Source organism: Pseudomonas thivervalensis, assembly GCF_001269655.1.
Lineage (GTDB): Bacteria > Pseudomonadota > Gammaproteobacteria > Pseudomonadales > Pseudomonadaceae > Aquipseudomonas > Aquipseudomonas thivervalensis.
The window spans coordinates 80,697-106,399 of sequence record NZ_LHVE01000010.1; the positions used below are offsets into that span (position 1 = coordinate 80,697).

Annotated in this window: 23 protein-coding genes; 14 read left to right on the plus strand and 9 right to left on the minus strand. The window is 60.4% G+C overall.

The features are described from left to right. Positions 1 to 8 precede the first annotated feature (8 nt). From AD659_RS15230 to AD659_RS15240, 3 genes are read right to left on the minus strand one after another with little or no spacing between them, the layout of a single operon-like run. Positions 9 to 758 (minus strand): ABC transporter permease, encoded by a 750-nt coding sequence (locus AD659_RS15230; protein WP_053122695.1) that lies wholly within the window; start codon positions 756 to 758, stop codon positions 9 to 11. A gap of 7 nt (positions 759 to 765) precedes the next feature. Next, positions 766 to 1,767, minus strand: a complete 1,002-nt coding sequence (locus tag AD659_RS15235; RefSeq protein ID WP_053122698.1) for an ABC transporter substrate-binding protein — start codon at positions 1,765 to 1,767, stop codon at positions 766 to 768. Further along, positions 1,764 to 2,603 carry an ABC transporter ATP-binding protein gene (locus AD659_RS15240; protein WP_053122701.1) on the minus strand — a complete coding sequence of 280 codons (840 nt, stop codon included), beginning with the start codon at positions 2,601 to 2,603 and terminating at the stop codon, positions 1,764 to 1,766. The genes AD659_RS15235 and AD659_RS15240 overlap by 4 nt, the downstream gene beginning before the upstream one ends. 134 nt (positions 2,604 to 2,737) lie before the next feature. Here AD659_RS15240 and AD659_RS15245 point away from each other — a divergent pair, with 134 nt between their 5' ends. Beyond that, positions 2,738 to 3,481: a GntR family transcriptional regulator gene (locus AD659_RS15245; RefSeq protein WP_053122704.1), complete on the plus strand. Its 744-nt coding sequence runs from the start codon at positions 2,738 to 2,740 to the stop codon at positions 3,479 to 3,481. A gap of 95 nt (positions 3,482 to 3,576) precedes the next feature. On the opposite strand, the gene AD659_RS15250 is transcribed toward AD659_RS15245, so the two are convergent. Next, positions 3,577 to 4,368, minus strand: a complete 792-nt coding sequence (locus AD659_RS15250) for a GntR family transcriptional regulator (RefSeq protein ID WP_053122707.1) — start codon at positions 4,366 to 4,368, stop codon at positions 3,577 to 3,579. Positions 4,369 to 4,615: 247 nt separating this feature from the next. On the opposite strand from AD659_RS15250, the gene AD659_RS15255 reads away from it, so the two are divergent. From AD659_RS15255 to hisM, 5 genes are read left to right on the plus strand one after another with little or no spacing between them, the layout of a single operon-like run. Then, positions 4,616 to 5,629, plus strand: a complete 1,014-nt coding sequence (locus AD659_RS15255) for an SIS domain-containing protein (protein WP_053122709.1) — start codon at positions 4,616 to 4,618, stop codon at positions 5,627 to 5,629. Positions 5,630 to 5,631: 2 nt separating this feature from the next. Continuing rightward, entirely contained in the window at positions 5,632 to 6,486 is an 855-nt protein-coding gene (locus AD659_RS15260; protein WP_053122710.1) for a PfkB family carbohydrate kinase, read from the plus strand. A 60-nt stretch (positions 6,487 to 6,546) separates the two neighbouring features. After that, positions 6,547 to 7,317: an ABC transporter substrate-binding protein gene (locus AD659_RS15265; protein WP_053122711.1), complete on the plus strand. Its 771-nt coding sequence runs from the start codon at positions 6,547 to 6,549 to the stop codon at positions 7,315 to 7,317. A 23-nt stretch (positions 7,318 to 7,340) separates the two neighbouring features. Further along, entirely contained in the window at positions 7,341 to 8,030 is a 690-nt protein-coding gene (locus AD659_RS15270; RefSeq protein WP_053122712.1) for an ABC transporter permease, read from the plus strand. Further along, complete coding sequence (gene hisM, locus AD659_RS15275) at positions 8,027 to 8,728, plus strand: histidine ABC transporter permease HisM (protein WP_053122714.1); 702 nt, start codon at positions 8,027 to 8,029, stop codon at positions 8,726 to 8,728. The genes AD659_RS15270 and hisM overlap by 4 nt, the downstream gene beginning before the upstream one ends. Positions 8,729 to 8,738: 10 nt before the next feature. On the opposite strand, the gene AD659_RS15280 is transcribed toward hisM, so the two are convergent. Then, on the minus strand, positions 8,739 to 9,335 hold the full coding sequence (locus AD659_RS15280) for a TetR/AcrR family transcriptional regulator (RefSeq protein ID WP_053122716.1): 597 nt from the start codon (positions 9,333 to 9,335) through the stop codon (positions 8,739 to 8,741). A gap of 514 nt (positions 9,336 to 9,849) precedes the next feature. Here AD659_RS15280 and AD659_RS15285 point away from each other — a divergent pair. The 8 genes from AD659_RS15285 to AD659_RS15320 all read left to right on the plus strand — a co-directional run bounded on the left by AD659_RS15285 (position 9,850) and on the right by AD659_RS15320 (position 20,814). After that, a complete protein-coding gene (locus tag AD659_RS15285) occupies positions 9,850 to 10,863 on the plus strand; it encodes an SDR family oxidoreductase (protein WP_053122718.1) in 1,014 nt (337 codons plus the stop codon). 80 nt (positions 10,864 to 10,943) lie between these two features. Next, a complete protein-coding gene (locus tag AD659_RS15290) occupies positions 10,944 to 12,464 on the plus strand; it encodes a class I adenylate-forming enzyme family protein (RefSeq protein ID WP_053122720.1) in 1,521 nt (506 codons plus the stop codon). Then, positions 12,454 to 13,065, plus strand: coding sequence for an HAD-IB family hydrolase (locus tag AD659_RS15295; RefSeq protein WP_053122723.1), 612 nt, complete (start codon positions 12,454 to 12,456; stop codon positions 13,063 to 13,065). Before AD659_RS15290 ends, AD659_RS15295 begins: the two co-directional genes overlap by 11 nt. Before the next feature lie 3 nt (positions 13,066 to 13,068). Continuing rightward, positions 13,069 to 14,832: an FAD-dependent monooxygenase gene (locus AD659_RS15300; RefSeq protein WP_053122725.1), complete on the plus strand. Its 1,764-nt coding sequence runs from the start codon at positions 13,069 to 13,071 to the stop codon at positions 14,830 to 14,832. Between the two features lie 118 nt (positions 14,833 to 14,950). Further along, complete coding sequence (locus AD659_RS15305; protein WP_053122727.1) at positions 14,951 to 16,042, plus strand: phosphopantetheine-binding protein; 1,092 nt, start codon at positions 14,951 to 14,953, stop codon at positions 16,040 to 16,042. 78 nt (positions 16,043 to 16,120) lie between these two features. Continuing rightward, positions 16,121 to 19,531: a polyketide synthase family protein gene (locus tag AD659_RS15310; protein ID WP_053122729.1), complete on the plus strand. Its 3,411-nt coding sequence runs from the start codon at positions 16,121 to 16,123 to the stop codon at positions 19,529 to 19,531. A gap of 57 nt (positions 19,532 to 19,588) precedes the next feature. Beyond that, positions 19,589 to 20,059 (plus strand): SRPBCC family protein, encoded by a 471-nt coding sequence (locus AD659_RS15315; RefSeq protein WP_053122731.1) that lies wholly within the window; start codon positions 19,589 to 19,591, stop codon positions 20,057 to 20,059. 56 nt (positions 20,060 to 20,115) lie between these two features. Then, positions 20,116 to 20,814 (plus strand): outer membrane protein, encoded by a 699-nt coding sequence (locus tag AD659_RS15320; protein WP_053122733.1) that lies wholly within the window; start codon positions 20,116 to 20,118, stop codon positions 20,812 to 20,814. A gap of 104 nt (positions 20,815 to 20,918) precedes the next feature. Here AD659_RS15320 and AD659_RS15325 read toward each other — a convergent pair whose 3' ends face one another. The 4 genes from AD659_RS15325 to AD659_RS15340 form a co-directional block, all read right to left on the minus strand. After that, positions 20,919 to 21,419: a GNAT family N-acetyltransferase gene (locus AD659_RS15325; protein WP_053122850.1), complete on the minus strand. Its 501-nt coding sequence runs from the start codon at positions 21,417 to 21,419 to the stop codon at positions 20,919 to 20,921. A gap of 548 nt (positions 21,420 to 21,967) precedes the next feature. Continuing rightward, positions 21,968 to 23,212, minus strand: a complete 1,245-nt coding sequence (locus AD659_RS15330; protein WP_053122735.1) for a saccharopine dehydrogenase family protein — start codon at positions 23,210 to 23,212, stop codon at positions 21,968 to 21,970. A 25-nt stretch (positions 23,213 to 23,237) separates the two neighbouring features. Beyond that, positions 23,238 to 24,335 carry a carboxynorspermidine decarboxylase gene (locus tag AD659_RS15335; RefSeq protein WP_053122737.1) on the minus strand — a complete coding sequence of 366 codons (1,098 nt, stop codon included), beginning with the start codon at positions 24,333 to 24,335 and terminating at the stop codon, positions 23,238 to 23,240. Positions 24,336 to 24,587: 252 nt separating this feature from the next. After that, the gene (locus tag AD659_RS15340) at positions 24,588 to 25,523 is read right to left on the minus strand and encodes a Ppx/GppA phosphatase family protein (RefSeq protein ID WP_053122739.1); all 936 of its coding nucleotides are present in this window, start codon (positions 25,521 to 25,523) and stop codon (positions 24,588 to 24,590) included. Between the last annotated feature and the right edge of the window lie 180 nt (positions 25,524 to 25,703).

Below are 25,703 nucleotides of genomic sequence, written 5' to 3' on the forward strand. Positions count from 1 at the left end.
GACGGTGCTTATTGCACGCGCCATTTCTGGTAGTGACGCTCGATGCGCCGGAACACGAAGCTCTCCATGAGCCAGGCAATCAGGCCGATCACGACAATGCCCAGCAGCACCTGGCTGCTGTTGCCGATCTGCCCGCCCGTGGCGACCATCCAGCCGATGCCCTGGGAGGCGCCGATCATTTCCGCCGCGACCAGCGCCCGCCAGCCCTGACTGAAGCCGATGCGCAAAGCGGCGGTCACGAACGGCAACGAGGCCGGCAAGTAGACGCGGGCCAACAGTTGCCAGGCGTTGGCACCCAGCGTCCGTGCCGCGCGGACTTCACCGCCGCGGATGCCCTGCACGCCCTCCTGAATCGTCACCGCCATGGGGAACATCGCGGCAATGAAAATCACCAGCACGATGGAGACATAGCCCAGGCCGAAAATGATCATGATCAGCGGCGCCCAGGCAATCGGCGGGATGGCCATGAACAGGCTGTTGAGCGGCGAGATGAAATCGCGAAAGCGCGCGGACAGGCCAGCAGCCGTACCCAGCAGGAGCGCAACGATCACGGCAGCGAAAAAACCACCCAGCTCTTCCAACACGCTGGCCTGCAGGTGCTGCCACAGCGAACGGTCACCCAGCCAGCGCAGCGCCTCGCGGGCAACGTCCCAGGGCTGCGGCAGAATGTAAGTGGGAAAGCGGCTCGCCAGGGCGATCCAGATCAACAACAGGCATGGCAGCGACGCCCATCCCCAATTCGGTTTTGGCAAGGACATGGCGGACTCAGTGCGCGGCTTTTTCCAGGTAGGAGGTGTCCACGATCTGTTCGGTCTTGAGCGTGGTGTCGATAAAACCCAGGTCGTGGGAGTAATCCATCAGGCGCTGGATGAACTGGATGTCCGACGCCTGCAAATCGGCCGACCAGCCCAGTCGGGTTCGGGCCTGGGCAACGATGGCCTCCGGCGCGATGGTCGTGCCGTCAATGCCTTGCACCGCTTCGAGCTTGAAGGCCTCGGCGATGAGCCGGTTCGACTCGTCGGGATGTTCATTGAGGAAAGCGATGGCCTTGCGATGGGCGCGCAACAGCTTCACCACATCCTCAGGGCGCTCCTGCAAGGTTTTCGGCAAGGCAATCACGACGTACCACGGGTACTGCGGCAGCGCCTGGTTGACGTCCAGCAGGATCCGGCTCGAACCGCGCAACACCGACTGGCTGACGAAGGGTTCCCAGGAAAATGCCGCGTCGACGATGCCACGCTCGAGGGCGGCGTTCATGTTGCCCGGCGGCATGTCGACGATGTCCAGGTCCTTGTCGGGATCGAGCCCGGCCTTTTCCTTCAGGACATAACCGCGCAGGAGCACATCCATGCCACTGCCCTTCTTGACCCCGGCGAGCTTTTTGCCCTTGAGCGCTTGGAGGTCGGTGATCGGGCTCTCGGCGTCGACAATCACCGCGGCCTGGCCGTAATTGACCTTCGCCAGGATCCGGCTTTGCAGCCCGCGGGAAAACCATTGGTACACCGGCGGGGTGCCGACATAGGCCACGTCCAGTTCACCGGCGGCCAGTGCCTGCTGGATCACCGGGCCATCGCCCAACGCCCTGAGCTCGACATTCAGGCCTTCCTCACGGTAGTAACCCTGTTTGTCGGCGATCAGCGCCGGGGCGTTGGCCATGGCGAAGACATAGCCCACGCGCAAGGGTTTGTCTTCGCCCGCCACGGCGGACGCGCTGCCGGCCAACGTGGCAGCGGACAAGGTAAAGGCAAGCAGCGAACGTTTGATCATGCTGTCAGCTCAAGTCGAGGGGTGGGGTAAACCGTGGCGTCGCCCGCGTCCATCACCTGGGCGATGCGCGTCATCAGCTCATTGCGGTAATCGAGGAACGCCGGCAGGCGGCGGGTTTTCAGGTTGCTGCGCGGACGTGGCAGCTGGATTTCCAGCTCGCTGTGAATGCCTCCCGGCGCGATGCTGAGCACGATGACCCGATCGGCCAGGAACACCGCCTCGTCAATGTCGTGGGTAATGAACAACACCGTCTGGCCCAGTTCGGCCCAGATGCGCAAGGTCTCTTCGTTCATGCTGTTGCGGCTGATGGCATCGAGCGCGGCGAACGGCTCGTCCATCAGCAACACACTGGGTTCCAGTGCCAGGGTCCGGGCCAGGGAGACGCGCTGTTGCATGCCGCCGGAAAGCTGGTGCGGCAGCCGATGCGCGGCACTCTCCAGACCGACCAGGCGCAGGTACTGCAACGCCTGGGCGCGCTGTTGCGATGCGTCGGTGCGAGCGCTCATCCGCAGACCGAAACGGACGTTTTCCAATGCGCTCAACCAGGGAAATAATTGCGGCGCCTGGAACACATAGCCCAACTCCGAACGCTCCGGACGCACCGCGGTCTGGTTGATGGTGATGCGGCCACTTTGCGGTTGTACGAAACCTGACAACAGGTTCAGCAAGGTGGTTTTCCCACAGCCGGATGGCCCCAGGATCGCGACGAACTCACCGGGCCTGGCGTTCAGGCTGAAAGAAGAAAACACGCGGTGCCCATTGGGGTAACTGAAGCTGATGTCATCGACCGCCAGGGCATCGGCTTGCGGCGGTACATAAGGAAAGGTGTTGAGCATGGCAAGTGTCGTCAGGTCGTTTACAATGGGAATGCCTGACATAATACGTATTAATACAAGCAGTCCCAATAACCTATTTTTATAACCTTAGAAGTGAAGGCACACCGCCCCACTCAAGGCCATGGAAGCTGACAGTGTCCACCTCTATTCTTCGCGACAGCAGCACCTCGCTCTATGAACAGATCGCCCATCAACTGTTGGAAGAAATCCAGCGCGGCGACTACGAACCCAGCGGCAAGCTACCGTCCGAGGCGCAACTGGGCGAACGGTTCGGGGTGAGCCGCGTCACGGTTCGCCTGGCCGTGGGCAAGCTCAGCGACGACGGCGTGGTGGAGCGCAAGCAAGGCAAAGGCACCTTCGTGGCGGCCAAGCAGGTACGTCACGGCCTGGATGCATTGCGCAGTTTTCATGAGGCGTTGTTGCTGCAAGGGCTGCAACCGAGCATGCAGGTGCTCAGCCATACCCTGCAGCCCGTTCCAGAAGCGCTGCGGGGTTTGTTTGAAGAAGCAGACGACTGCCTGCTCCTGGAGCGTCTGCACTTCGTCGATGACGAGCCCATCGCGTTGGGACGCAGTCACCTGCCGGCAGCGTTGGCCAGCGTGGCCTGGGCTGAAGTCGAACATCAGCCGATCTATTCCATACTCGAGTCGATCACCGGGCTGGCGGTCACCCGCGCCGACCTGGCCATCCGTGCGCAGGAAGCCGACAAAAACCTGGCCAGCGCGCTGCATGTCAAACGCGGCGCCGCGTTGCTGGTCATGGAGCGCACGTCCTATTTCGCCGACGGCCGCTGCTGCGACCGCACGACGTTTTTCATCCGCCCGGAACGTTATGCCTTCGTGCTCAGTGGGGTGTTCAAATCCAATCCGAGCAGTTGAGGGATTGGGCTTGGTCCTGCATCGCTGCCAACTGAACCACCGCCATCGCGAGCATATCCAACCTCGATCTCGAACAATGACCTGAAACCACCACTTCAATGATCGCTATGAAGGCTATTGACCCGACTGTCCGCCAGCTTGAACACCACGCGCTGAGGGTGGTTGATCGAGACCAGGTATTCCACGGGCTGCCCTTGGCGGTCGAAGATCACGCCCCGGTAGACCAGCGCGGCCGTCCCGGGCTCGACGTCGAGCAAGCGCGCCTCCTGGTCGTTCATCGTGGCGATGCTCAGCGTGCCCTCGTCACTCTCTATTTCGATCTGGTAGCGCGATAACAACAACGCATACAACGAGGCCCCCTCGATCAGGTCTGCCGCCACCAGGTCCGGTGCGCGGGCGACCGGAATGTAGCTGGTCTCGATGCAGAATGGCTTCTGATCCACGGTGCGCAGGCGCCTGATGGTCAGCAACGTGTCGCCTTCCTGGATCTTCAGCAGTTTCGCCACCCGGGCACTGGCCTGGGTTTGTTCAAAGTAGAGCAGCTTACTGCCCGGCCTGGCCCCCGCTTGCTCGACCACTTCGGCGATGCCTTTGCGGGCCACGGTATTGAGTGGCCGCTCGACACCTGGGGCGGTCACGAAGGTGCCGCGGTTGCCCCGGCGCTCCAGGACTCCACGATCGATCAGCGTTTGCAGGGCCTTTCGCAGCGTCATCCGGCTGATGCCCAAGTGCTCGGCCAGGTCCCGCTCCGCCGGAATCCGCTCGGTTGGCCCGAACTCCGGGCGCTCCAGCATTTCCAGCAGCGCCTGGACGGCCTGCCAGGCCACCTGCTTGCGTTCGGGCGCCAGGAGCGCCACATCGGAGGATTTGGAAGGAAGCACTTTCATGGTCTACATCCTGGATTTATTTTTTTGCCACGGCGTTGCAACACTACCTTCCGGAAACCGTCGCAAACCCGCAAGTTTGATAATGAGAACAAAAAAAGGCCCAGCGCCTACCTTGAAAACCGCGCTGGAAGCGCATTAGACCATGGGGGAAAATTCTTGTAATGGTATTTTTCATGGTATAGCTTTTGGTCTAAATGGTGTTCATGAACCGCAACATGAACACCGTAACAAAGCCCCAGGAGCTCACATGGCGATCCAGTTCAACCGGGAAGCATTCACCACTTCCTTGCAGCAATCCGTGCACATCGTCGACGACGCCCAGCAGTTTGGCCAAGAGCTGGCCACGCGAATCGACCGCATCTACTTCGTCAGTTGTGGTGCGCCCAACCGCATCATGCTCGGGCTGCAATATTGGCTGGAGCGCTACAGCCATACGCTGGAAGTGCGCCGTTATTTCCCGGCCGATTTCATGGACATCGATCCGCCGCGCCTGGATGAACGCACGCTGGTGGTGCTCGCCTCCAAGTCCGGGACGACCCAGGAAACCATCGCCGCCGCACACTTTCTGCAAGACAAGCCCTGCCTCACCGTCGGCGTGACGCAAACCGCCGAGTTGCCGCTGGCCCAGGCAGTCCAACATTGCTTCCTGCTGGGACGTACCGATGAGGCGTACTTCGGTTGCTTCATGATCCTCCAGGCATTGGTCGGCGGGATCCTGGCCAAGCGCGAAGGCTGGCCACTGCTGGGCAAGCTCACTCGCTCGCTCAAGGCCCTGCCACAGGCGCTGGCCGATGCAGCGATCAACAACGATCGCCGCGCCACCGAAGAGGCACGCCTGTATAAAGATGATCGCGTGATGTACTTCCTCGCCTCGGGTCCGATGTTCACCACTGCCTATGTATTCGGCGTCTGCGTGGTGATGGAAAGCCAGTGGCTGCATTGCCTGCCGGTGGAGGCCGCCGAGTTTTTCCATGGCCCGTTCGAAGCCATCGACGCCAGCACCCCGCTGCTCCTGCTGGTGGGCGAAGATCCCAGCCGGGCACAGATGGAACGCGTCGTGAGTTTCTGCCAGCGCTACACCGAACGGGTCATGGTCTATGACGCCAAGGACTTCCCGATGGAAGGCATCGACCCCGAAATCCGCGCCATTGTCGCGCCCTACATCGTCGGTATCGCCGTGGAACGCATCGCCGCGCATCTCGCGGTCTGGCACCAGCAGCCGCTGACGACGCGCCGCTACATGTGGAAAACGGAGTACTGAGCATGGCCAGCCTGATCGCGGTCGGCGACAACACCCTGGATGTCTACCTGGACCGGAACATCGAATACCCCGGAGGCAACGCCCTCAACGTGTCGGTGTTCGCTGCCCGGCTGGGGGCTCGCAGTGCCTATCTGGGCTGCGTTGGCGATGACCGACACGGCCAGTACCTGCTCGATTGCCTGGAACAGGAAGCCGTCGATGCCTTCCGTTGCCGCACGCTGCCGGGGGCCAATGGCTGGGCCTGTGTCGACAGCATCGATGGCGAGCGAGTGTTCCTCGGCAGCGATCCGGGCGTCTGTCGCCAACTGCGACTCGATGCCGACGACCTGGCCTACCTCGCGAAATTCCCGCTGGCCCACAGCAGCCTCTACAGCGGTCTTGAAAATCAACTGGCGCAGATTCGCCAGGCCAGTGGCTGCCTGTCATTCGACTTCTCGGACAACTGGGTCGAGTTCGATTGGCAGGCAATGATCCAGCAGGTGGACATCGCCTTCTTCTCGGCGGCCGACCTGTCATCCAGCGAAGCCCGTGACCTGGCGGATTCGATGCGGGCGATGGGCCCGGCAACGGTGGTCATCACCCGCGGCGCCCAAGGCGCCCTCGCGGTCGACGCACAGGGCGTACATGAGCAAGCCGCGCGGCCCTGCACGTTCGTCGACAGCATGGGCGCCGGCGACGGTTTTATCGCTGCGTTCCTGCTGGCCTGGCAAGCCCGGCACCCCGTTGCCGAGTGCCTGGCGCGGGGCGTCGAGCATGCCGGCAAGGTATGCGGTTGGGCCGGAGGCTTTGGCCACGGGCAAGCCGTAGACAGCCAACGCACCGAACAACTGAAACACGCCTTGAACATTCAAGGCTGATGCGTGCCGCCCGGGCCTCTCCCGGGACGGCTCTACCAACCTGTCGTGGATACCCTGTCGATGAAAACATATCTGATCGGTTTGATGCTCGTGGCCTGCCCGCTGATAACCTGGGGCGCCAACGAAGAGCTGCGTTTCGGGGTCGACCCCACCTACCCGCCCTTCGAGTCCAAGCGACCGGACGGCTCGCTGACAGGTTTCGATATCGAGTTGGGCGAAAGCCTGTGCAGCGAATTGCAACGCCGTTGCGTCTGGGTCGAAAACGCCTTCGATGGCATGGTCTCGGCCCTCAAGGGCAGGAAGTTCGACGGGATACTCTCTGCCCTCTCGATCACTGAAGCACGCAAAGCCGAAATCGCCTTTTCCAACACCCTGTACGACACCCCGGCCCGCCTGGTCGCCCCTGAAGGCAGCCCGTTGCAACCGACGGCCGAATCCCTGCGCGGCAAACGCATCGGCGTGCAGCAGGGCAGCGTGTTCGAAGTCTACGCCAAGCGGATGTGGGGCCTGAAGGGCGTGGAAGTGGTGCCCTATCAAAGCAGTGACTTGACCTATTCGGACTTGATCAACGGTCGACTGGATGCGGCGTTCGACGATGCCATCGCCGTTTCCGAAGGACTATTGAAAAAACCGATGGGCAAAGGCTTCGGCTATGCCGGCGAGGTGGTCAAGTCGCCGGAAATCTTCGGCCCGGGCACCGGCATCGGCTTGCGCAAGAGCGATACAGCCCTGGCCGGGGAAATCAATCAGGCGCTCGAACGGCTCCATCGCAATGGCACCTACGCGCGCATTGCCAGGAAGTACTTCGACTTTGACATCTCACCGAAATAACCCCCCGAGCGGAGCCTGAAAGCATGTTTCTCGAAGGGTACGGCTATCTCATTTTCCAGGGCGCGTGGCTGACCGTCCAGGTCGCCACGTGGGCCGCTTGCGTCGCCCTCGTGCTGGGCCTGCTCGGAGCCTTGGCGAAACTCTCGCCCGTGGCGCCGCTACGGCTGGTCGCGACGGTCTACACCACCCTGGTGCGCAGCGTGCCGGACCTGGTCCTGATGTTGCTGATCTATTACAGCGCGCAAATCGGAATCAACCAGCTAGCCCAGGCGTTCGGCCGGGAATCGTTGCAGTTGAATCCCTACGGTACCGCCATCGGTACGCTGGGATTCATCTACGGCGCGTACTGCGCCGAAACCTTTCGCGGGGCCTTCAGGGCCATCCCGTTTGGTCAACTGGAGGCGGCCCGGGCCTATGGCATGAGTCACTGGCAAGTGCTGCGGCGTATTCGCCTGCCGCAAATGATGCGGTTCGCCTTGCCCGGCATCGGCAACATCTGGCAAGTGCTGCTGAAAAGTGCCGGCCTCATCTCGCTGCTGGGCCTCAATGACATGGTCCAGGTCGCCAAACAGGCGGGCAACGCGACCTCAAGGCAAATGTTCTTCTATCTGGTGATTGCGGCGATCTTCCTGGCGTTCGCAATCCTCTCCAGCCTGGCCCTCAAGCACCTTGAACGGCGCTACAGCATCGAACCGCAGCGGAGCGTGTCATGATCGAGATACTGAAAGAGTTCGGGCCGAACTTCCTCTGGTCCGACGGTTACCGCTGGAGTGGCTTGTCCGTCACCCTATGGCTGTTAGTGACGTCCGCTCTTATCGGTCTGGCCGCAGCGATCCCGCTGGCGCTGGTTCGCGCCTATGGCAATCGTTGGCTGGCACTGCCTGTCCAGCTCTACACCCTGGTGTTTCGCGGCACGCCGCTGTTCGTGCAACTGCTGATCATCTACAGCGGCCTGGCCAGCCTGAGCCTGATCAGGGAATCGCCGAGCCTGTGGTGGTTCTTTCGTGACGGCATGCGTTGCGTGATCCTGGCGCTGGCCTTGAACACCTGCGCCTACACCGTCGAGATTCTCGCCGGCGTGCTGCGCACCACCCCACGCGGTGAGATCGAGGCGGCACTGGCCCTGGGCATGACCCGTCGCCAATTGTTCATGCTGGTGCTGATACCGAGCATGCTGCGCCGGGCACTGCCGGCCTACAGCAACGAAGTGATCTTTGTCCTGCACGCCACGGCCATCGCCTTTACCGCGACCGTTCCTGACATCCTGAAAATCGCGGCAGATGTCAACGCTGCCACCTTCAAGACGTTCCAGGCCTATGGCATTGCCGCGCTGCTCTACATGATGCTGGCGTGCGCGCTGGTGGGTGTATTCCGATTGGCTGAGCGCCGATGGCTGGCCTATCAGCGATAACGGCGAAGACCTAGAGAGGCTCCGCAGTCTGGATGAGCGAGTTGAGCACCAGTTTTATCTCAATCGCCGGATCTTCATGCCCTTGCAATATCAAGCCTTCGGCCAAGGCCGTGAAGGTCTTCGCAAGCGCGGCATGTTCCAGTGGTGGTTTCTTGCCCGCATGGTTGAATATGATGGTAATCAACTTGCCCAAGGCTTCACTGTTTTCCTCATGCAAGTCGTAGTAATGCTGTGAGAACTCTTCGTCACGCAGGGCGATCAGTTGCAACTCGGCATCGAGGATCGCACAGCGGGTATTGTTCTTCAGGGTGTCGATATAGGCATTCAAGCCGTGGCTCAACTGCTCCGACGAATACCCCGACGTCAGCGTCGCACTCAGTCGATCGATTTCAACGCGCTTGAAGCGTTGAGTCAGTTGCAGGAGCAAGTCCGATTTACTGGAAAAATTGGAAAAGAAGGCGCCTTTGGAAAAACCGGCCTCCTCGGCGATAACGTTGACGCTGGCGGCATGGAAGCCTTTGCTGATCATCAGCTCAGTGGCGGTGTCGAATAATTTGTCTCTTGTTACTTGCTGGCTCTCTTCTCGACCTAGTCTCTTTTTAATCACGCCCTCGGCTCCTTTGGCCAGTCAAAATATGTACCTGTAACTGAATGCAACGAAGCGATTACTCACTGTAGTGAACCCGTGTTTCGCCATCATATCTTATACGCGCCTCGTTCAATCATTTACATTTTAACTTTCAAAAAGTGCCATGTATGTGCCATGTAACCGGGACAGCCTACCGTGGTGCAAGATGGACTATGCAGTCACCTTTTTCACTCAAGGACAGGGAGCATTCAAACCCACGAGGCGCGTCGTCTGGCGAGCTGGAGGTAAACCCTTGTTGGCCTTCCTTGACGTGGCATTTTCTCGCTCCGCCCCCCTGCCGTGTGGAAAAAATCTCCGTAAGGGCCGGTTCAGAGCCATCGATTCGCTATCCCTACTAAAATACCGCTTGATTTTCAGATACCGAATGGTTTTTACTTGCGCCGTTGGTGGAGCCCAACGCCTGATCAGCGCATCGAGTCAGTGACACCGGTCTCGATGCAATGGCAGGTCACCTCACAGGAGCAGGATTTTAATGGAATATGCCTTCGTTACAGGCGCTACTGGCCTGCTCGGGAATAATGTCGTTCGTGCGCTGTTAAAACGAAACATCAAAGTAAAGGCACTGGTTCGTTCCGCAGAAAAAGCCAAGAAACAGTTCGGCGGCCTGCCCGTCGAATGGGTCGAAGGCGACATGCTCAATGTCGACGCCTTCAGTCAAGCCCTGCGAGGGTGCGATGCCTTGTTTCATACGGCGGCCTATTTCCGCGACAGTTACAAAGGCGGGAAACACTGGCAAAAACTCTATGACACGAATGTGACCGGCACCGAGCGTTTGTTGCAGGCCGCTTATGACGCCGGCATCCGTCGCGCCGTGCATACCTCTTCCATTGCCGTATTGAAGGGCAATAAAGATCAAGTGATCGATGAAACCATGTCTCGCAGTGAACAGGAGGCTGACGATTACTACTTGAGCAAAATATTGTCCGAACAAAAGGTCCAGCAATTCCTGGCGCAGCACCCGGACATGTTCGTTGCAATGGTATTGCCAGGGTGGATGTTCGGCCCGGGGGATATCGGCCCGACATCCTCAGGACAGTTCCTGCTCGACTTTGTCGGACAAAAATTGCCCGGCGTACTTCCCGGTAGTTTTTCCGTCGTCGATGCCCGGGATGTGGCCGAACATCAAATCGCGGCCATCACCCGCGGCAGGTCCGGAGAGCGTTACCTCGCCGCCGGCAAACACATGGACATGAAGAGCATTTTCCAGGCGCTGTCCAGCGTCAGTGGTGTAAAAGCCCCGGAACGAAAAGTGCCCTTGTTCATGCTGCGACTCATCGCGCTTATCTATGAAGGTTATTACCGGATCACCAAGAAACCGGTGCTCATCAGTACTTCTACGGTCAAGCTCATGGCGCAAGAACAAGGCCGCACGCATTTCAGCCACAACAAAAGTTCGAGGGAGTTGGAATGCCAGTTCCGCCCTGTCGCTGAAACCCTGACCGATACCCTGGACTGGTATCGGGACAACAACTACACAGATGCTTAATTGAGACCATTCATATAAAGCCTGCCTCTGTAGTACTTTTTTGACGCGCCCTATATCCAAGGATTGAAAGAGGTTGGTAAATGAAAAGCCTTTCATATAAAGAAGGTTTTCTGCATCGCTTTGTCGGTTTTTCGGAATCATTCCCCGAACAAGTTGCTATCCGGCACCTGGACGCGGATGACGATACCCTCACTTACCGCGAGCTGCGCATCAAGGCCGAAGCCAGCAACGGCGCCCTGACAGCACTCGGTGTATTGCCAGGCGACAAAGTAGCGCTGGTGCTGCCCAACGGGGTGGCGTTCATCGCTTACTACCTGGCGATTATCGGGCGGGGTGCCATTCCGGTCATCCTCAACTGCAAGTTGACCCCTTTCGAAATGAACAGTGTGGTCAGCCTCGCCAGGCCGACCCTGGTGGTCACGACCCAAGCGCTATGGGTGCAACACAGTGAGGTATTCCAGCCGGACAACGGCGTCAGGCACGCCCTGGTGCTGGACGGCGGGAGCGAACCGTCATCGCCCCTGCCCGCCAATGCAACGGCCACCTCTCAACTGCCTCGACAGCTCGAACCCTTGTTATTGCCCGAAGGCAATCCGATCGTCTCGGTGCAGTTCACCTATCGAGGCATCGGCAGGCCCCTGGCGGTTTCTCACCGCTACCTCGACCTGACGCAATCGAGCGATGGGCTGCACGAACACTTTCACCTGCAAGGCGTCGGCTCCGTGCACCTGGTGACACTGCCGCTGTATGCCATCTTCGGCTTGTCCGTGATGATGGTGTTTCCCTTGAGCGTGGGCGCCACGCTGCTGATGACCAACACCCTGCTCAACCGGGACCTGGCAGAAGTCCTGTCCGAACATCAGGTTACCTTTGCCTGCCTGGTGCCCGACGTCATTCGCTACTTCAATACGCGGCTGGCCAAACGCAAAGGCTCACGGTTGCCGTTGCACCCGCAATTGATGATCTACTCGGGCGGCAGCCACCTGCCGGCCGACGAAGCCGAGAAACTGGGCACGCTGCTGGGCTGCAATCCAGTGCTCCAGGGCTATGGCTTGACCGAAAGCATGCCGGTGCTCGTCCAGAGTTCGATTGGCCCGGTCCACCGCGGCGCCATGGGCCAGCCGATCAGCGGCGTGGAACTGCGCGTCGTCGATGCCCAGGGCCAGGACGTGGCACCCGGGCGCATCGGCGAATTGCTGATCCGCGGTTCGATGGTGATCGACGGCTACAACGATGCCGAGGACACCAATGCCCGCTTCTTCCGCGATGGCTGGTTCCACAGCGGTGACCTGGTCTGGCGCGACGATGACGGGCATGTGTTTTTCTTTTGCCAACGCCTGCGCATCTCGAAGATCAAGGCGCAGATGGTCGACCTGGTGGAAATCGAATCCATCGCCCTCAAGCACCCCGACGTGGTGCGCGCCAGGGCCTATATCGTCCCGGACCACAAGGAAGTCAACGTGCTGCACCTGTGCGTCGAAGGGACCGGCGAGCTGACCCAGAACGCGCTGAGCACCCTGCTTGCGCGCGACCTATCGGGCTTCAAGCTGCCCAAGACCATCGAGATCATCCCGCTCAAGGAAGAGGCACATGCACGCTAACAACACCCAACCGGTCCTGGCCGTTTTCGACTTCGACGGCACGTTGACCGACCGGCACACTTTCTGGCGCTACATGCGCTATATCGTGGGCACCCGTTCGTTCTGGCTCAGGATCATTCCCCTGCTGCCCAAGATGCTCAGCGTGGTCCTGGGCATCACCCCACTGATGCAAGCGCGCCTGGCCTTCATTGCCTGTTACCTGGGCGGACTGTCGGTGGAGCAAGAACGCGAGCACGCCAAGTACTTCATCAGCGAACAACTGCCGCTCTGGCTCAGGCCCGAAGCGTTGCGGCGGCTGCAATGGCATCAGTCCATGGGGCACATCACCGCCCTGGTCAGCAACTCGCCGGAAAACTACTTGATCCCCTGGGGCCAGGCCGCAGGTTTTGACTATGTGTGCGGCACGCGCCTGGCCACGGCAAAGAACAAACTCACCGGCGGGATAGCCGGTACCAACTGTGTAGAGCGAGAGAAAGTCACGCGGCTCAAAGGCTGCCTGAGCAACCTGGATGATTTTTACATTTATGCCTACGGCGACTCATCAGGCGACGCTGATCTGCTCGGCATTGCCCACTCTCCCTTCTACAGAAACTGGTACTGATCGATGAACACGCTGAGCACGTTGGCACCCAAGCATTTCAAGCGCCCTGGCAACGCCCCGACCGTCATGATCGTCGGCGCCGGCCCCATCGGCCTGTCCCTGGCAATCATGCTGAAGAAATGGGGCGTGGCGTTTCGCATCATTGAAAAGAACGCCGGCCCCTCGACCGCGACCAAAGCGATGGCGATCCATTCCCGGACCCTGGAAATCTTTCGCGACCTGGGCGTTGCCGAGCAAGCCATCGACGACGGCTTCACGATCAACCAGTTTTCCGTGCAGTCGAACGCCAAGCGGGTGCTGAACTACAACTTCTCCTACCTGGACGCGACCTATCCCCTGCTCCTGAGCCTGCCACAGCCGCAAACCGAGAAAATTCTCCTGGAGCGGCTGAAGGAACTGGGCGCAGAGGTGGAGTGGAACACCGAACTGGTGGACATCGAAAACCTGCCGGGCTCGGTGCGCATGACGCTCAAGCACGCCGACGGCACCGACGAAACCTTCGCCAGTCGCTGGGTGGCCGCCTGTGACGGCGCTCGCAGCAACATCAGAAAACGCCTGGACATGACCTTCGAAGGTTCGTCCTACGACCGCTTCTTCATGCTCGCCGATGCCGATATCCAATGGTCCGGCAGCCAGGATGAGGGTGCGTTCTTCCTCGGCGCCCAGGACGGTTACGTGGCCGTTGCGCCGATCAGCGCCCAGTCCCGTTATCGACTGTTCATCGAAATGCCCTACAACCTGCCACCAGAAGGCGAGCGCCCGTCGTTGAGCCTGGAGAACTTCCAGCGGCTGTGCGAAGGACGCGGGCAAAAGATGACGCTGTCCAACATTTCCTCGACCACCATCGCCTCGTTCCAGCATCGCCGCGTGCAATCGATGCAGCAAGGCTCCGTGTTCCTGCTGGGGGACTCGGCGCACATCGGCAGCCCCATCGGTGGGCAGTGGATGAACCTGGGGGTTTCCGAGGCTTATAACCTGGCCTGGAAAATCGCCTATGTCGATCAAGGCCTGGCGGATCCGTCCTTGCTCGACAGCTACAACGAAGAGCGTTATCCGGTTGCCCTGGAAGTCGAGAACACCGCGCACCGGCTGACGGGACTGATCACCGTCCGACGTCGCGCCCTGGTCTGGCTGCGCGACCATGTCCTGCCGCTGTTGAGCAACCGGAAAAAGGTCCAGCGCAAGTTGCCGTCGATGATTTCCGGTCATCAGTATCACTATGGCAAGAGCGACTACATCCAGGAGTCGCTGACGAAGAAGCAGCGCTACCACTGGAACAAGAAAGGCAAAAAACCCGAATTCCCGACCGCAACGCCTCGCGCCGGACAACTGGCACCCGATGTCGAGTTGTGGCAACTGCAAGGGCTGCCCGCAAAACACTTGATCGATCTGTTCCATGGAACGTTCACGCTGTTGATCTTCAGCGCGGCCGACCAGTTTTCGCCTTTATTGCCAGGTTATTACGCGTTGGCCGAGTCGGTGGAAAAGGATTATCCAGGCATCAAGGCCTATTGCGTGATCGACGCCCTGAGCAGCGCCGGGCTGCCGGCCTGGCACTCGACATTGCTGGACCCCGATTGGCGGCTGCACAAGCGCTACCACGCCAAGGCAGGCACGTTGATGTTGATTCGTCCTGACGGCTACATCGCTTTCCAAGGCGCCGACGCAATCACGCTGGCGACTTATCTGAACGTAAGGTCCGGGTTGCTCAAGGGCGCCAGAAAAACAACATCTTGCGAGATCGACGCAGTGGAACTCCAACTTTAAGTCGCCCCGTGGCTACTGCCGGTTTGCTTCATTGATATAAACAAGGCCCAGTCCTGGGCCATGATTTTTGATCTTTCTTGTGCATAGAAAGATCGACCGACTTGGTTAGGAGAACCTTATGCGCTTGCAACTTAACGATGTGGTGCAGGAATTCATCGTGTCCAACGGAAGAATAGCCCATAGCTATTTCTCTCTGTCCGAAAAGATCATTGAGTCGTTGTGCGAATCCAATGTCGCCAAGGAAGCGATATTGCTGCGCGTGTTGGAACAGGCCGAATCCGTCACGGCCCATTATTTCAATGCTCATCAACAAGTGCTCGAGGGCGTTTATGCCCATGGGATCGAAACCTCCGTCAGCCAGAACGTTTCGGTGCTGGAGCCTGTTCACGCTAACCCGACCATACTGGCCCCGGTGCCGGCCGCCGAAGCCGCCGTAGAGACATCGGCACTCAGCTACGGGCAATGGTTGCGCAGCGAAATCAGCACGGTCACCGGCTTCCAGGCGCAGCAGATCGACTTCGATCAGAGTTTCGAGAGCCTGGGGATCGACTCCCTGGGGCTGGTGGATATTTTCGAGTCCCTGGCCCAGCACTTTCCCGAAAAGAAAGACCTCACCGCGCAGCTCTTCGATGCCCCTACCCCGACCGCCTTGCTGGCACGGCTGGAAGCCGATCAGCAGGCGCCGGCGGTGGACGTCCACCGGTGGGTGCTCGAGCAACTGGCGGCGATCACCGGCTTTACGGTCGAGCAGATCGACCCGGCACAAAGCTATGAAAGCCTGGGCCTGGATTCGCTGGTGCAGCTGGATTTCCTTGAGTCGGTCGTCGCCCTGTGGCCGCAGCTCAAGGCCCACAGCTCCGAGCTGGCCAATGCCAAGTTCCCGCAGACAACCATCGCCCTGATTCAGGCCGCCCTGGCCGATCCCCAACCGCAAGCAGCGCCTTGCGAAGTGACTGCACCTGCCGCGACGGACACTCAAGGGCAAGAAGCCAACCTGTTGCTGAGCGCCCTGTCGCCGTTGATCCCGGACGCCGCGCAGTCGATCGACATCCAGACTCCGTTCGCCCAACTGGGTCTCAACGGCTTTGCCCGGGAGGCGCTCTGCCAATCCATGGCCCAGCAGTGCTCGGCCAGCGAGTTTGCCGGTGAAGCGCTGATGTCCCGTCGCACGCCCCAGGATGCCTTGTCGCTGCTGACCAGGCTGAGCTGATACCAGCAGCGAGCAACAGGAATGGAATCCGGGTGACCGAACAGATCACCCAACAGTTTGGCGATCAGGAGACAGGGTATGAGTGGCGCAGCAACAACAGCGGGCGATTTTTGCTTCAGCGCGATGGCGGGCGAGTTTCCAGGGGCGCCGTCAACGGAGGCGCTTTGGCAGTTGCTTGCCCAAGGGCAGGTCGCACCGATCGAATCGATGCCGACACGCTGGGAAGTGGACAAGGGGGCGATCTATTCAACCAAGGCCGGCGAGAAGGATCGTACGTATCTGGACAGCGCTTTTTGCCTGACCGACGATGCCTCGACCCCGTCACGGCACGAAGGACGCCAGGTTGCCATCGGCAAGAAAGTGCTCCAGACGCTGCTCGGCCAGCTGGCCGCACAAGGCTCGCCACTGAACGGCGAGCGCACGGCGCTGGTGGTCGCGACATCCTGGAGTGACGAGAGCTATTTCGTCACCGGTCTGTCCGGAAAAGCCGATGCACCGCTGGGCTTTACACCGGGTGAACAAGTCGCGGCATTGGCCGCGGCCTTTGCCCTGGGTGGGCCGGCGTTATCGGTGGACACGGCGTGCAGTTCGTTCCCCTATGCCCTGGACATGGCCCAGGCGCTGGTCAACAGTGGCCAGGCGGACAACGCGATTGTCATGGCCCTCAACACCGTGCTGCCACCGGCGCTGTTCCTGGGCTTCTCGCAATTGACGGCGTTTTCCGCGCGGGCGCGGATGGAAGCCTTCGGCCAGGACGCCGACGGCATTGTGCCGGGCGAATGTGCGGTCGCGTTTCTGGTTGAACCGCTCGCCGAGGCCCTGACGGCGCAGCGCCGTCCCCTGGGCGTCTTGCGCGCCCTGGGCATGTCTGCCGACGGCGCCGAGGGGTCGGTGTTTGCCCCTGGCAAACGGGCCCAGTACTCGGCTTACCAACGTGCCTATCGCGGCCTTGATCCACGCGACGTGGACTACATCGAGACCCACGGCACCGGCACACCGCTCGGGGATGCGACGGAGCTGGCCTCGCTGGACAGCTTCTTCGCCCCCCATCGCCCGGACGGCGAGAAAATCATCATCGGCTCGATCAAGTCGGTCATCGGCCATCCCTTGGCCGCTGCTGGCGGCGCTTCGCTCGCCAAGGCCTTGATGATACTGAGCCACAAGGGCATTCCACCGCAGCCCGGCTACCGTCCCAGCACCAAGGTCGACGATACCTGCCTGCGACTCGCCACCCAGCAGGTACATCCTCTGGAGGCGCGTCAGTCAGCGACACGGATTGGCATCTCCAGCTTCGGTTTTGGCGGCGCCAACGCGCACCTGGTGGTGGAGGAGTACAGGCCCGACGACCGCCCTGCCGCAGCCCCCGCAAACACCTGCGGCGTGGTGAGGTTGGACCTTGCCATCGTCGAGGCTGAAGCCGCGCTGGGCAGCCACCGTTCGTTGCAGGCATTCCAGCAGCAACTCGACCAACCGGCGGCACCTTCGGTCGTGTTTCCTTATGGGCGTTTCGTTGATTACACCCCGGTGCCCGGTCAGCCTTTGCTGGGCAAATTCCTCGCCCAGGACCATGTCATCGATATCGATGGCTTCGGCATGGGCCCCAAGCCGCTGGCCCACGTCGACCCGTTCAAGCTGTTGATCACCGATCGCGTCAATCACTTGCTGCGACGCTTGCCGGGCGTGGCCGGTTCGTCCGATACCGCGATGGTGATGTGCTGCAACATGGGCGGCGAGCGCTTCAGCAACGCCTACAGCAGCGCCCACAACTTCTATTCCCGGGCCCAGGGCGCGGCGCCAGGCGTCGAGGTAACTGACGTGGCAACCATGTTGCCGAACATGCTGTCCGGCTACCCGGCGCAGATTTTTGACTTCAAGGGTTTTCATCAAACCCTGGTCGGCACCGCAGGTCTGTTCTGGCAAACCTTGCTGGCCTCGCCGCAATGGTTCGACAACGGCATCACCACGCTCCTGCTCGGCGCAGGGCGTTTTGTCAGCGGTGAAATCGAGGTCGAGCGCGCCCGGCGCAGCACGACGCTGCAGGGTGAAGGACTGGGGCTGCTGGCGCTGCGTCGCTATCAGCCAGAGGCCACTGAAAAGCCCTTGCTGGTGATCCGCGCCGCGGTCCTCGGCCATGCGGCCGGTTCGCTGGGAGAGGCTTGCCGTTTGTTGGGCAAAGCGCCGGGCGACTATTCGAACGTTGAAGTCTGCGAGTTGCAGCCGGTTGCGACACCTGCCAGCGGATCGCTACAGGCGATCACCGGTTTCCTCGCCGAAGCCAGTGGCATCGAAACCCTGCTGGCGGTGATGTTGAGAGGCGCGTCCAATACCGTGATCGAGGTGCGCGAAGCGGGCAAGGCGGTGATGTGGCTGTTTACCGAGCAGCTTCGCCAGTGGAACCCGACCACGGCCGAGGTCAGCACGCCCATCAAGCATCCTTTCGTATTGCGTTTCGCCCATTCGTCATCCCACGATTTGCAGCAGGTCATCACACCTGTCAGTCGGGTGCGCGAGCCACAAAACGATGGCGTCGACGTGCAGCAGCTCAGCGACATGCTCACCAGCACCCTGCTCTCCGGGCTACGGGTGCGGGTGCGCGCCATGGAAAGTCTGTTCGCCCTGCACCGTGGCGATGCCACCCAGCGTCCGGCGCACTGGCAACGCAGCGCGGAACATAGCGTGATCACCAACGCCCAGCGCAACGCTCAGTCCCTGCGCGCCCAACTCGTGGTGAATGAAGCGCACCCGTACTTCTTCGATCATCCCCTGGATCACATTCCGGGCATCTTGTTGCTGGAGGGGGTGCTGCAATTGCTCGAGCTGGCCATGCCGCCGCTGAGCGGACGGGTCGCCTACATCAAGACCCTGACGATCAAGTTCCAGCATTACGTACAAAAGCACGGCACGGTCGATCTGCACGTGGAGCCAGGCGAAGATTCCCAGGTGTTCCATGCGAAGGTCATGCAGGCCGGAAAAGTGATGTGCACCTGCGCCCTCGCAATGGCCTACAGCTCGGCGTTCGAGACATTGCCGACCAGCGAATTCACCGCCACGCCCTGCCGCGACAAGGCCCTGTTGCACAAGGCCAGGGCGGAAAACGTCATCGTCAGTGACATGAGCGGCGTCGCCCAGGGCCTGAGCGTGGACACCGTGAAACTGCCGCAGGAACACTTCTTCCAGGCAGGCGATCCCCAGCACTATTCGATGGTGTATTTCCTCGAAGTGGCTCGCCAGTGCTACATGCAGATTGCCCATAGCCACCTGCAAATTCCCCTCAATACCCCGATGAACCTGCTGGCCTTGAGTTTCACCCTGGATCGGCCCATCCCCAGGAACAGCCCGCTGTCATTGGCGCCGCAGGCCGGTTTCGATGCTGCGCTCCAGGCCTTCAAGACCAACCGCATCTATATCGACCTGTTCAACCGGGGCGAAAAAATCGGTCAAGCCAGCATTACCGCCCAGGTGCTGAGTCAATCCGCACCGGCAGCCTGAGCATTGAACGAATCTGCCCACCCCGCATGACCGTGCCCCCATAACCAAGGTGTCGCCATGAACGATGTCAACGTGCAAGTCATAGTCAAATCGCCCCCTTCTGAAATCTGGAAGCTCTGGAGCAATTTCCCCGAAGCGCCGCTATGGGATACCGACGTGCGCCAGTGCCAGCTCGACGGTCCGTTCCAGGCGGGAACGCGCGGCAAATGTGTCCTCAAGAATGGCTTGAACATGCCCCTGAAACTGGAAGCCGTGAGCCTGCACGAAAGTTATCGCAACAGCGCACGGCTGCTCTGGATCGACCTCGAATTCGACCATCGGATGCGCAGGCTCTCTGCCGATGAAACCCATGTCGTCCATAGCGCGAAGATTTCCGGCCCGTTGAGCTTCCTGTACCGCGGGCTGCTGCGCAAAGCGTTGACCGTAGCGATGACCACCGCCCTGGACAACCTCTGCACGCTGGCTGAACAACGGGCCATCGGCGCCCCTAGGCACGGGAAAACCGCGACGCCTTTGCACCTCGTATGAATACCTCCCGGACTCGCTTCACTTACTTTTCGATAACAGCACATTTCGGATCGAGCATGAACCTACAGAAAAACACCCAATATCTTGTCATGGGCATCGTTGGCCTCGGGGCTATTGCCTCGGCATCGTGTTTCGCCGACACGCTCGGCCCCTATGTCAGCGGCATGGGCGGCGTGAACTGGGTCGCGGAACAGGACCTGACCCAGAACAACGGCGACTTCGTCGAGATGGAATTCAATCAACCACTGCACTCGGGATACGCCACCGGGTTGGCATTGGGCTGGCGGTTTCCGGTCGGGCTACGACCCGAGGTGGAACTGAGCTACCGCCGCAACACCCTGGACCAGTTCAATAACCGGATCTATGAAGGCGGAAGCAGCATCGAAGGCAAAGGCGAAGAAGAAGCCAGCAGCCTCATGGCCAACCTCTGGTATGACATCTCGAACCTGCCCGCCCCCTTGAGCCGCTTCACACCTTATATTGGCGGTGGCCTGGGCTACGCCGTACTGACGATCAAGGGTCTGGAAGCTGGCGGGGTCGAGTTCGGCGGCACCCATCGCGACACCGTCACGGCCTGGCAACTCGGCGCCGGCGTCGCTTACGAGCTCAGCGAACATTGGTCCATGTCCCTGGATTACCGCTACTTCAAGACCGGCGAAGCGAACTTCGGCAAGATCCAGGGCCTGCCCCAGGCCGATGTGGAAACCGAATACAACGCCCAGTCGTTGATGCTTGGCTTGCGGTACTGGTTGTAGGGGGTAGACGGATCGGCGCCTTAGGTGCCGATTCGTCCTTCACGGCTTCGCCGTCCAAGCCATGGGGCCAGGGCTACGCCACCTGCTGCGGGTGAGTCGAATTTCTAGATCGAAAGCGTAAAACGGCATCCACCCTCGATTTCCTCACCACCCGACAACGCTCCAGGCACAAACCCACACCGCTCAAGGACCTTCCTTGAGCCAACGTTGTTCTCATAGACATAAGCCACCAGCCCCGTAAGCCCCCAACGCATCCGCGCCGCCTGGATCAGATGTTTCAGGGCCTGTGTTGCCAGCCCTTGCCCGCACACACGTTGATCAATGCGATAGCCCACCTCGGCGCAACCGTGTGGTGAATGGATGCCTTTCAAATTCGCCCGTCCCACGATTCTCCCGCTGGAATCTTCGATCACAAACGGGTGCCAGGCGCCCTTGGCAAAGTCGGCCAGATAGCTTTCGATGTGATCGGTGACGCCCGCCCATGAATAAAAGGCCGGGGCACGTGCATCGATATGCGACTCGAACCATTCACGGTTGTGGATCTCGAAGGCCAGCAGCGCTTGCACATCGGTCATTTCCAGCTCGCGAATCCTGAATGGCTTCACTGATTGTTTCTCCTGGTCCTTGAAGCGCAATCGTAAGGTCGAGTGGTCGTTCATGGCGAGGATTTCTGCTTGCGCCTTGTGTTGGGTCTGCTGCGCAGCCCAGCGGGAGCAAGCTCCCTCGCCACAAAAAGCGGCGCAGGTCCGTCCGATGGGACAGGTGGACGGAACACCCCTCGCTACAGTTTGGTGTGTGAATGATTCACGCCTTCTCCAGCCAAACACAGTACCGTGGCGAGGGAGCTTGCTCCCGCTGGGCTGCGCAGCAGCCCCAAAAAGTAGAATGCAGTCTGCCTGACACACCACAGGGTCAGGCTTCAGGGCCGCTGCGCGCCCCAGCGGGAGCAAGCTCCCTCGCCACGGGGTTCGTTTGATGGGGATCCTAAACGAAAAATGCTCCGTACCTTTCGATACGGAGCATTTCTTCAAGGCTTCCCGCGGATTGCCAGGGACTCACACGCTGGTGAGTCGCCCGGTTCAATCGCCTGCCGAATCCACAGCGATTCTGCAGTGCCTAGCGGGGAGCCAGGGCGGAACCTGCCTGGAGTCCTTCAGGCGTCCTGGTTCCAAGGACGATCCCCATGCTCATCCTTGATGCGCGTCGGCAGGCCCATCACATCCAGCGCCTCAAGGAACGCCTCGGCAGGCAGCTCCTCGACGTTGACCATGCGCTGCACGTCCCACTCGCCACGGGCCACCAGCAAGGCCGCGGCCACGGGTGGCACGCCGGCGGTGTAGGAAATGCCCTGGCTGTCGGTTTCGGCGTAGGCGTCCTCGTGGTCGGCCACGTTGTAGATGAACATCTCGCGCGGCTGGCCATCCTTGGTGCCCTTGACCAGGTCGCCGATGCAGGTCTTGCCGGTGTAGCCCGGCGCCAGCGAGCTCGGGTCAGGCAGCACGGCCTTGACCACTTTCAGCGGCACGACTTCCAGGCCTTCGGCGGTCTTGACCGGTTGCTCGGAGAGCAGGCCGAGGTTCTTGAGCACGGTGAACACGTTGATGTAGTGCTCGCCGAAGCTCATCCAGAAACGCACGTTGGGCACGTCGAGGTTCTTCGACAGCGAGTGCACTTCGTCGTGACCGGTCAGGTACAGGTTCTGCGAGCCTACGACTGGCAGGTCGTCAGTGCGCTTGACTTCGAACATGGTGTTGCTGGTCCACTGGCTGTCCTGCCAGCTCCACACCTGTCCGGTGAATTCGCGGAAATTGATTTCCGGGTCGAAATTGGTGGCGAAATATTTGCCATGGGAGCCGGCATTGACGTCGAGAATGTCGATCGAATCAATGCGGTCGAAATGCTGTTGTTGCGCCAGTGCCGCATAGGCATTGACCACACCCGGGTCGAAGCCCACGCCGAGAATGGCGGTGATGTTCTTCTCCTGGCACTCCTGGAGATGGTTCCACTCGTAGTTGCCGTACCAGGGCGGCGTCTCGCAGACCTTGCCCGGCTCTTCGTGGATGGCGGTGTCCAGGTAGGCCACGCCGGTATCGATGCAGGCACGCAGCACCGACATGTTGAGGAAAGCAGAGCCGACGTTGATGACGATCTGCGACTCGGTTTCGCGAATCAGCGCCTTGGTCGCTTCGACATCCAGAGCGTTCAGCGCAAAGGCCTTGATGTCGGCGGGTTGCTTGAGGCTACCCTTGGCCTTGACGCTGTCGATGATGGCCTGGCATTTGGAGATGTTGCGCGACGCGATAGCAATACGACCGAGTTCGTCGTTGTGCTGCGCGCACTTGTGGGCCACCACCTTGGCGACACCTCCTGCACCAATGATAAGTACGTTCTTCTTCAATTTCTTTATTTCTCCTTCCGCCAGCTCAAGAGAGGCTGGACAAGTAGTCGTCGTAAACAAACTCGCGAACCACCTCGACGCTGCCGTCGAGTTGCTTCACAACGATGGACGGCATTTTCAGGCCGTTGAACCAGTTTTTCTTGACCATGGTGTAGCCCGCTGCGTCGATGAACGACAGCCGATCGCCGATGGACAGCGGACGATCGAATTTGTATTCGCCAAAAATGTCTCCGGCCAGGCAGGATTTGCCGCACACCATGTAGGTGTGTTCGCCCTCGCTGGGTGCCAGCTTGGCGTCCAGGCGATAGATCAGCAGATCGAGCATGTGCGCCTCGATGGAGCTGTCCACCACGGCCAGGTGCTTGCCGTTGTAGAGCGTGTCGAGCACGGTGACTTCCAGCGACGCACTCTGGGTGATCGCTGCCTCGCCCGGTTCCAGGTAGACCTGCACGCCATACTTTTGCGAGAAGGCCTTGAGCCGTGCGCAAAAGGCGTCCAGGGCGTAGCCCTCGCCGGTGAAATGGATGCCGCCACCGAGGCTGACCCACTCGACCTTATGCAGCAAGTGACCAAAGCGTTCCTCGATAGTGCCCAGCATCTGGTCGAACAGCCCGAAATCGCCGTTCTCGCAGTTGTTGTGGAACATGAAGCCGGAGATATGCTCGATGACCTGCTCGATCTTCACCGGGTCCCATTCACCCAGGCGGCTGAACGGTCGCGCCGGGTCGGCCAGCAGGTAATCGGAACTGCTCACTTGCGGATTGACCCGCAGGCCACGGACCTTGCCGGCCGAGGCCTCGGTGTAGCGCTGCAACTGGCCGATGGAGTTGAAGATGATCTTGTCGCAGTTGGCGAGCATCTCCTCGATCTCATCGTCGGCCCAGGCCACGCTGTAGGCGTGGGTCTCGCCGGCGAACTTCTGCCGGCCGAGCTTGAGTTCGTAAAGCGACGACGAGGTGGTGCCGTCCATGTACTGCTGCATCAGGTCGAACACCGACCAGGTGGCGAAGCATTTGAGCGCCAGCAAGGCCTTGGCCCCGGACTGCTCACGCACATAGGCGATCTTCTGCATGTTCGCCAGCAGCTTTTGTTTGTCGATGAGGTAGTACGGCGTTTTGATCATTTTCGAGGCCTCCGGGCAAGGCGAGCCAAAAAAGGATGCGCATTGTGCCTTCACTCACTGCATATCGAAAGAGCGAAAAGCCCCGTTCACGCAATCATCCTGATCCAGGCCGACGCTTGGCGATAGCCGGACGTACCGGCTGCCCAGGCGACGAAATGCTGGATGATCTGACTAAGGAGGGGGAACCGACCAGCGCTGATGCTCGACCTTGAGCCGTCGCGATCACCGGCGCTGCGGGACAACGATGGGTGATCAGTGCTGATGCATCAGGCCATGAAGTACACCGAACCTGAGACCCGCTTCGCTAGCGAACATGTCTGTAATACCGAAGACCTTGAACGCCGCCAGCATGATCGCCAGGCCACCAGGCAGGATGCCCAGGCGATGACGTTGCAAACCGGCCAACCTGAGCTGGTCGACATGCCCGACTTCCAGCAGCCGCAATGACAGGCGCAACAACCCGCTGTAGGTAATGCCACCGCGCCCGAAGTCGTTGAGACCATTGGCCTTGAGCACCTTGGCCAACATCCGCGCGGTACCGGATGAGCCGATCACCTGCTGCCAGCCCTGTGCGCGATAACGCGCCGCCACCCCTTCGAACTGCAAGACGGCCACGCGTTCAGCCTCCAGCAGCGCCTGAGCGGTGATGCGTCCGCCGGCAAAGTAACGTGCACCAAAGACACCACTGCCGACGGCAATGCTCTCCGTCAACAACGGCTGGGCGCCCTGCCCCAGAATCAGTTCGGTCGAGCCACCGCCGATGTCCACCACCAATCGCGTCTGCTCGACACCGGGCACCGTATGGGCCACACCGGCATACACCAGTCGGGCTTCTTCATGCCCCGACAGCACGTCGATCCGAAACCCCAGGTGCCGTTCGGCACTGGCCAGGAACAGTTGGGCGTTCGCCGCTTCGCGCACGGCACTGGTCGCCACCGCCCGCACCCGCCCCGCTTCAAAGCCACGCAGTTTTTTGCCGAATCGAGCGAGGGCCTGCCAGCCTCGATCCAGCGCCAACTCGTCCAGTGCCCCGGCTTGCAGGCCTTCGGCCAATCGGACAGGTTCGCGCAGGGTTTTCACCTCTTGGATCACCAGGCGTCGATTGCGCTTGACCGACTGGCCAATCATCAGGCGAAAGGCATTGGAGCCCAGGTCAATGGCTGCGAACAGAGGGGCGTCGCCTTTCATAGTGGTGTTCCTTGATTCATCCGCCAGCAGGCACAAGCGCTGCCAGACATACCACGATGGTTTGCGAGGATCCTGCCATGGGTTCGATGACATCTGGATGACACTCCTTGCGCGGCCCTGGAAACAGGCACGCGTCGGCGACGTTTCGGTCAACCCCTGCCTTCAGATAATTGTTACCTG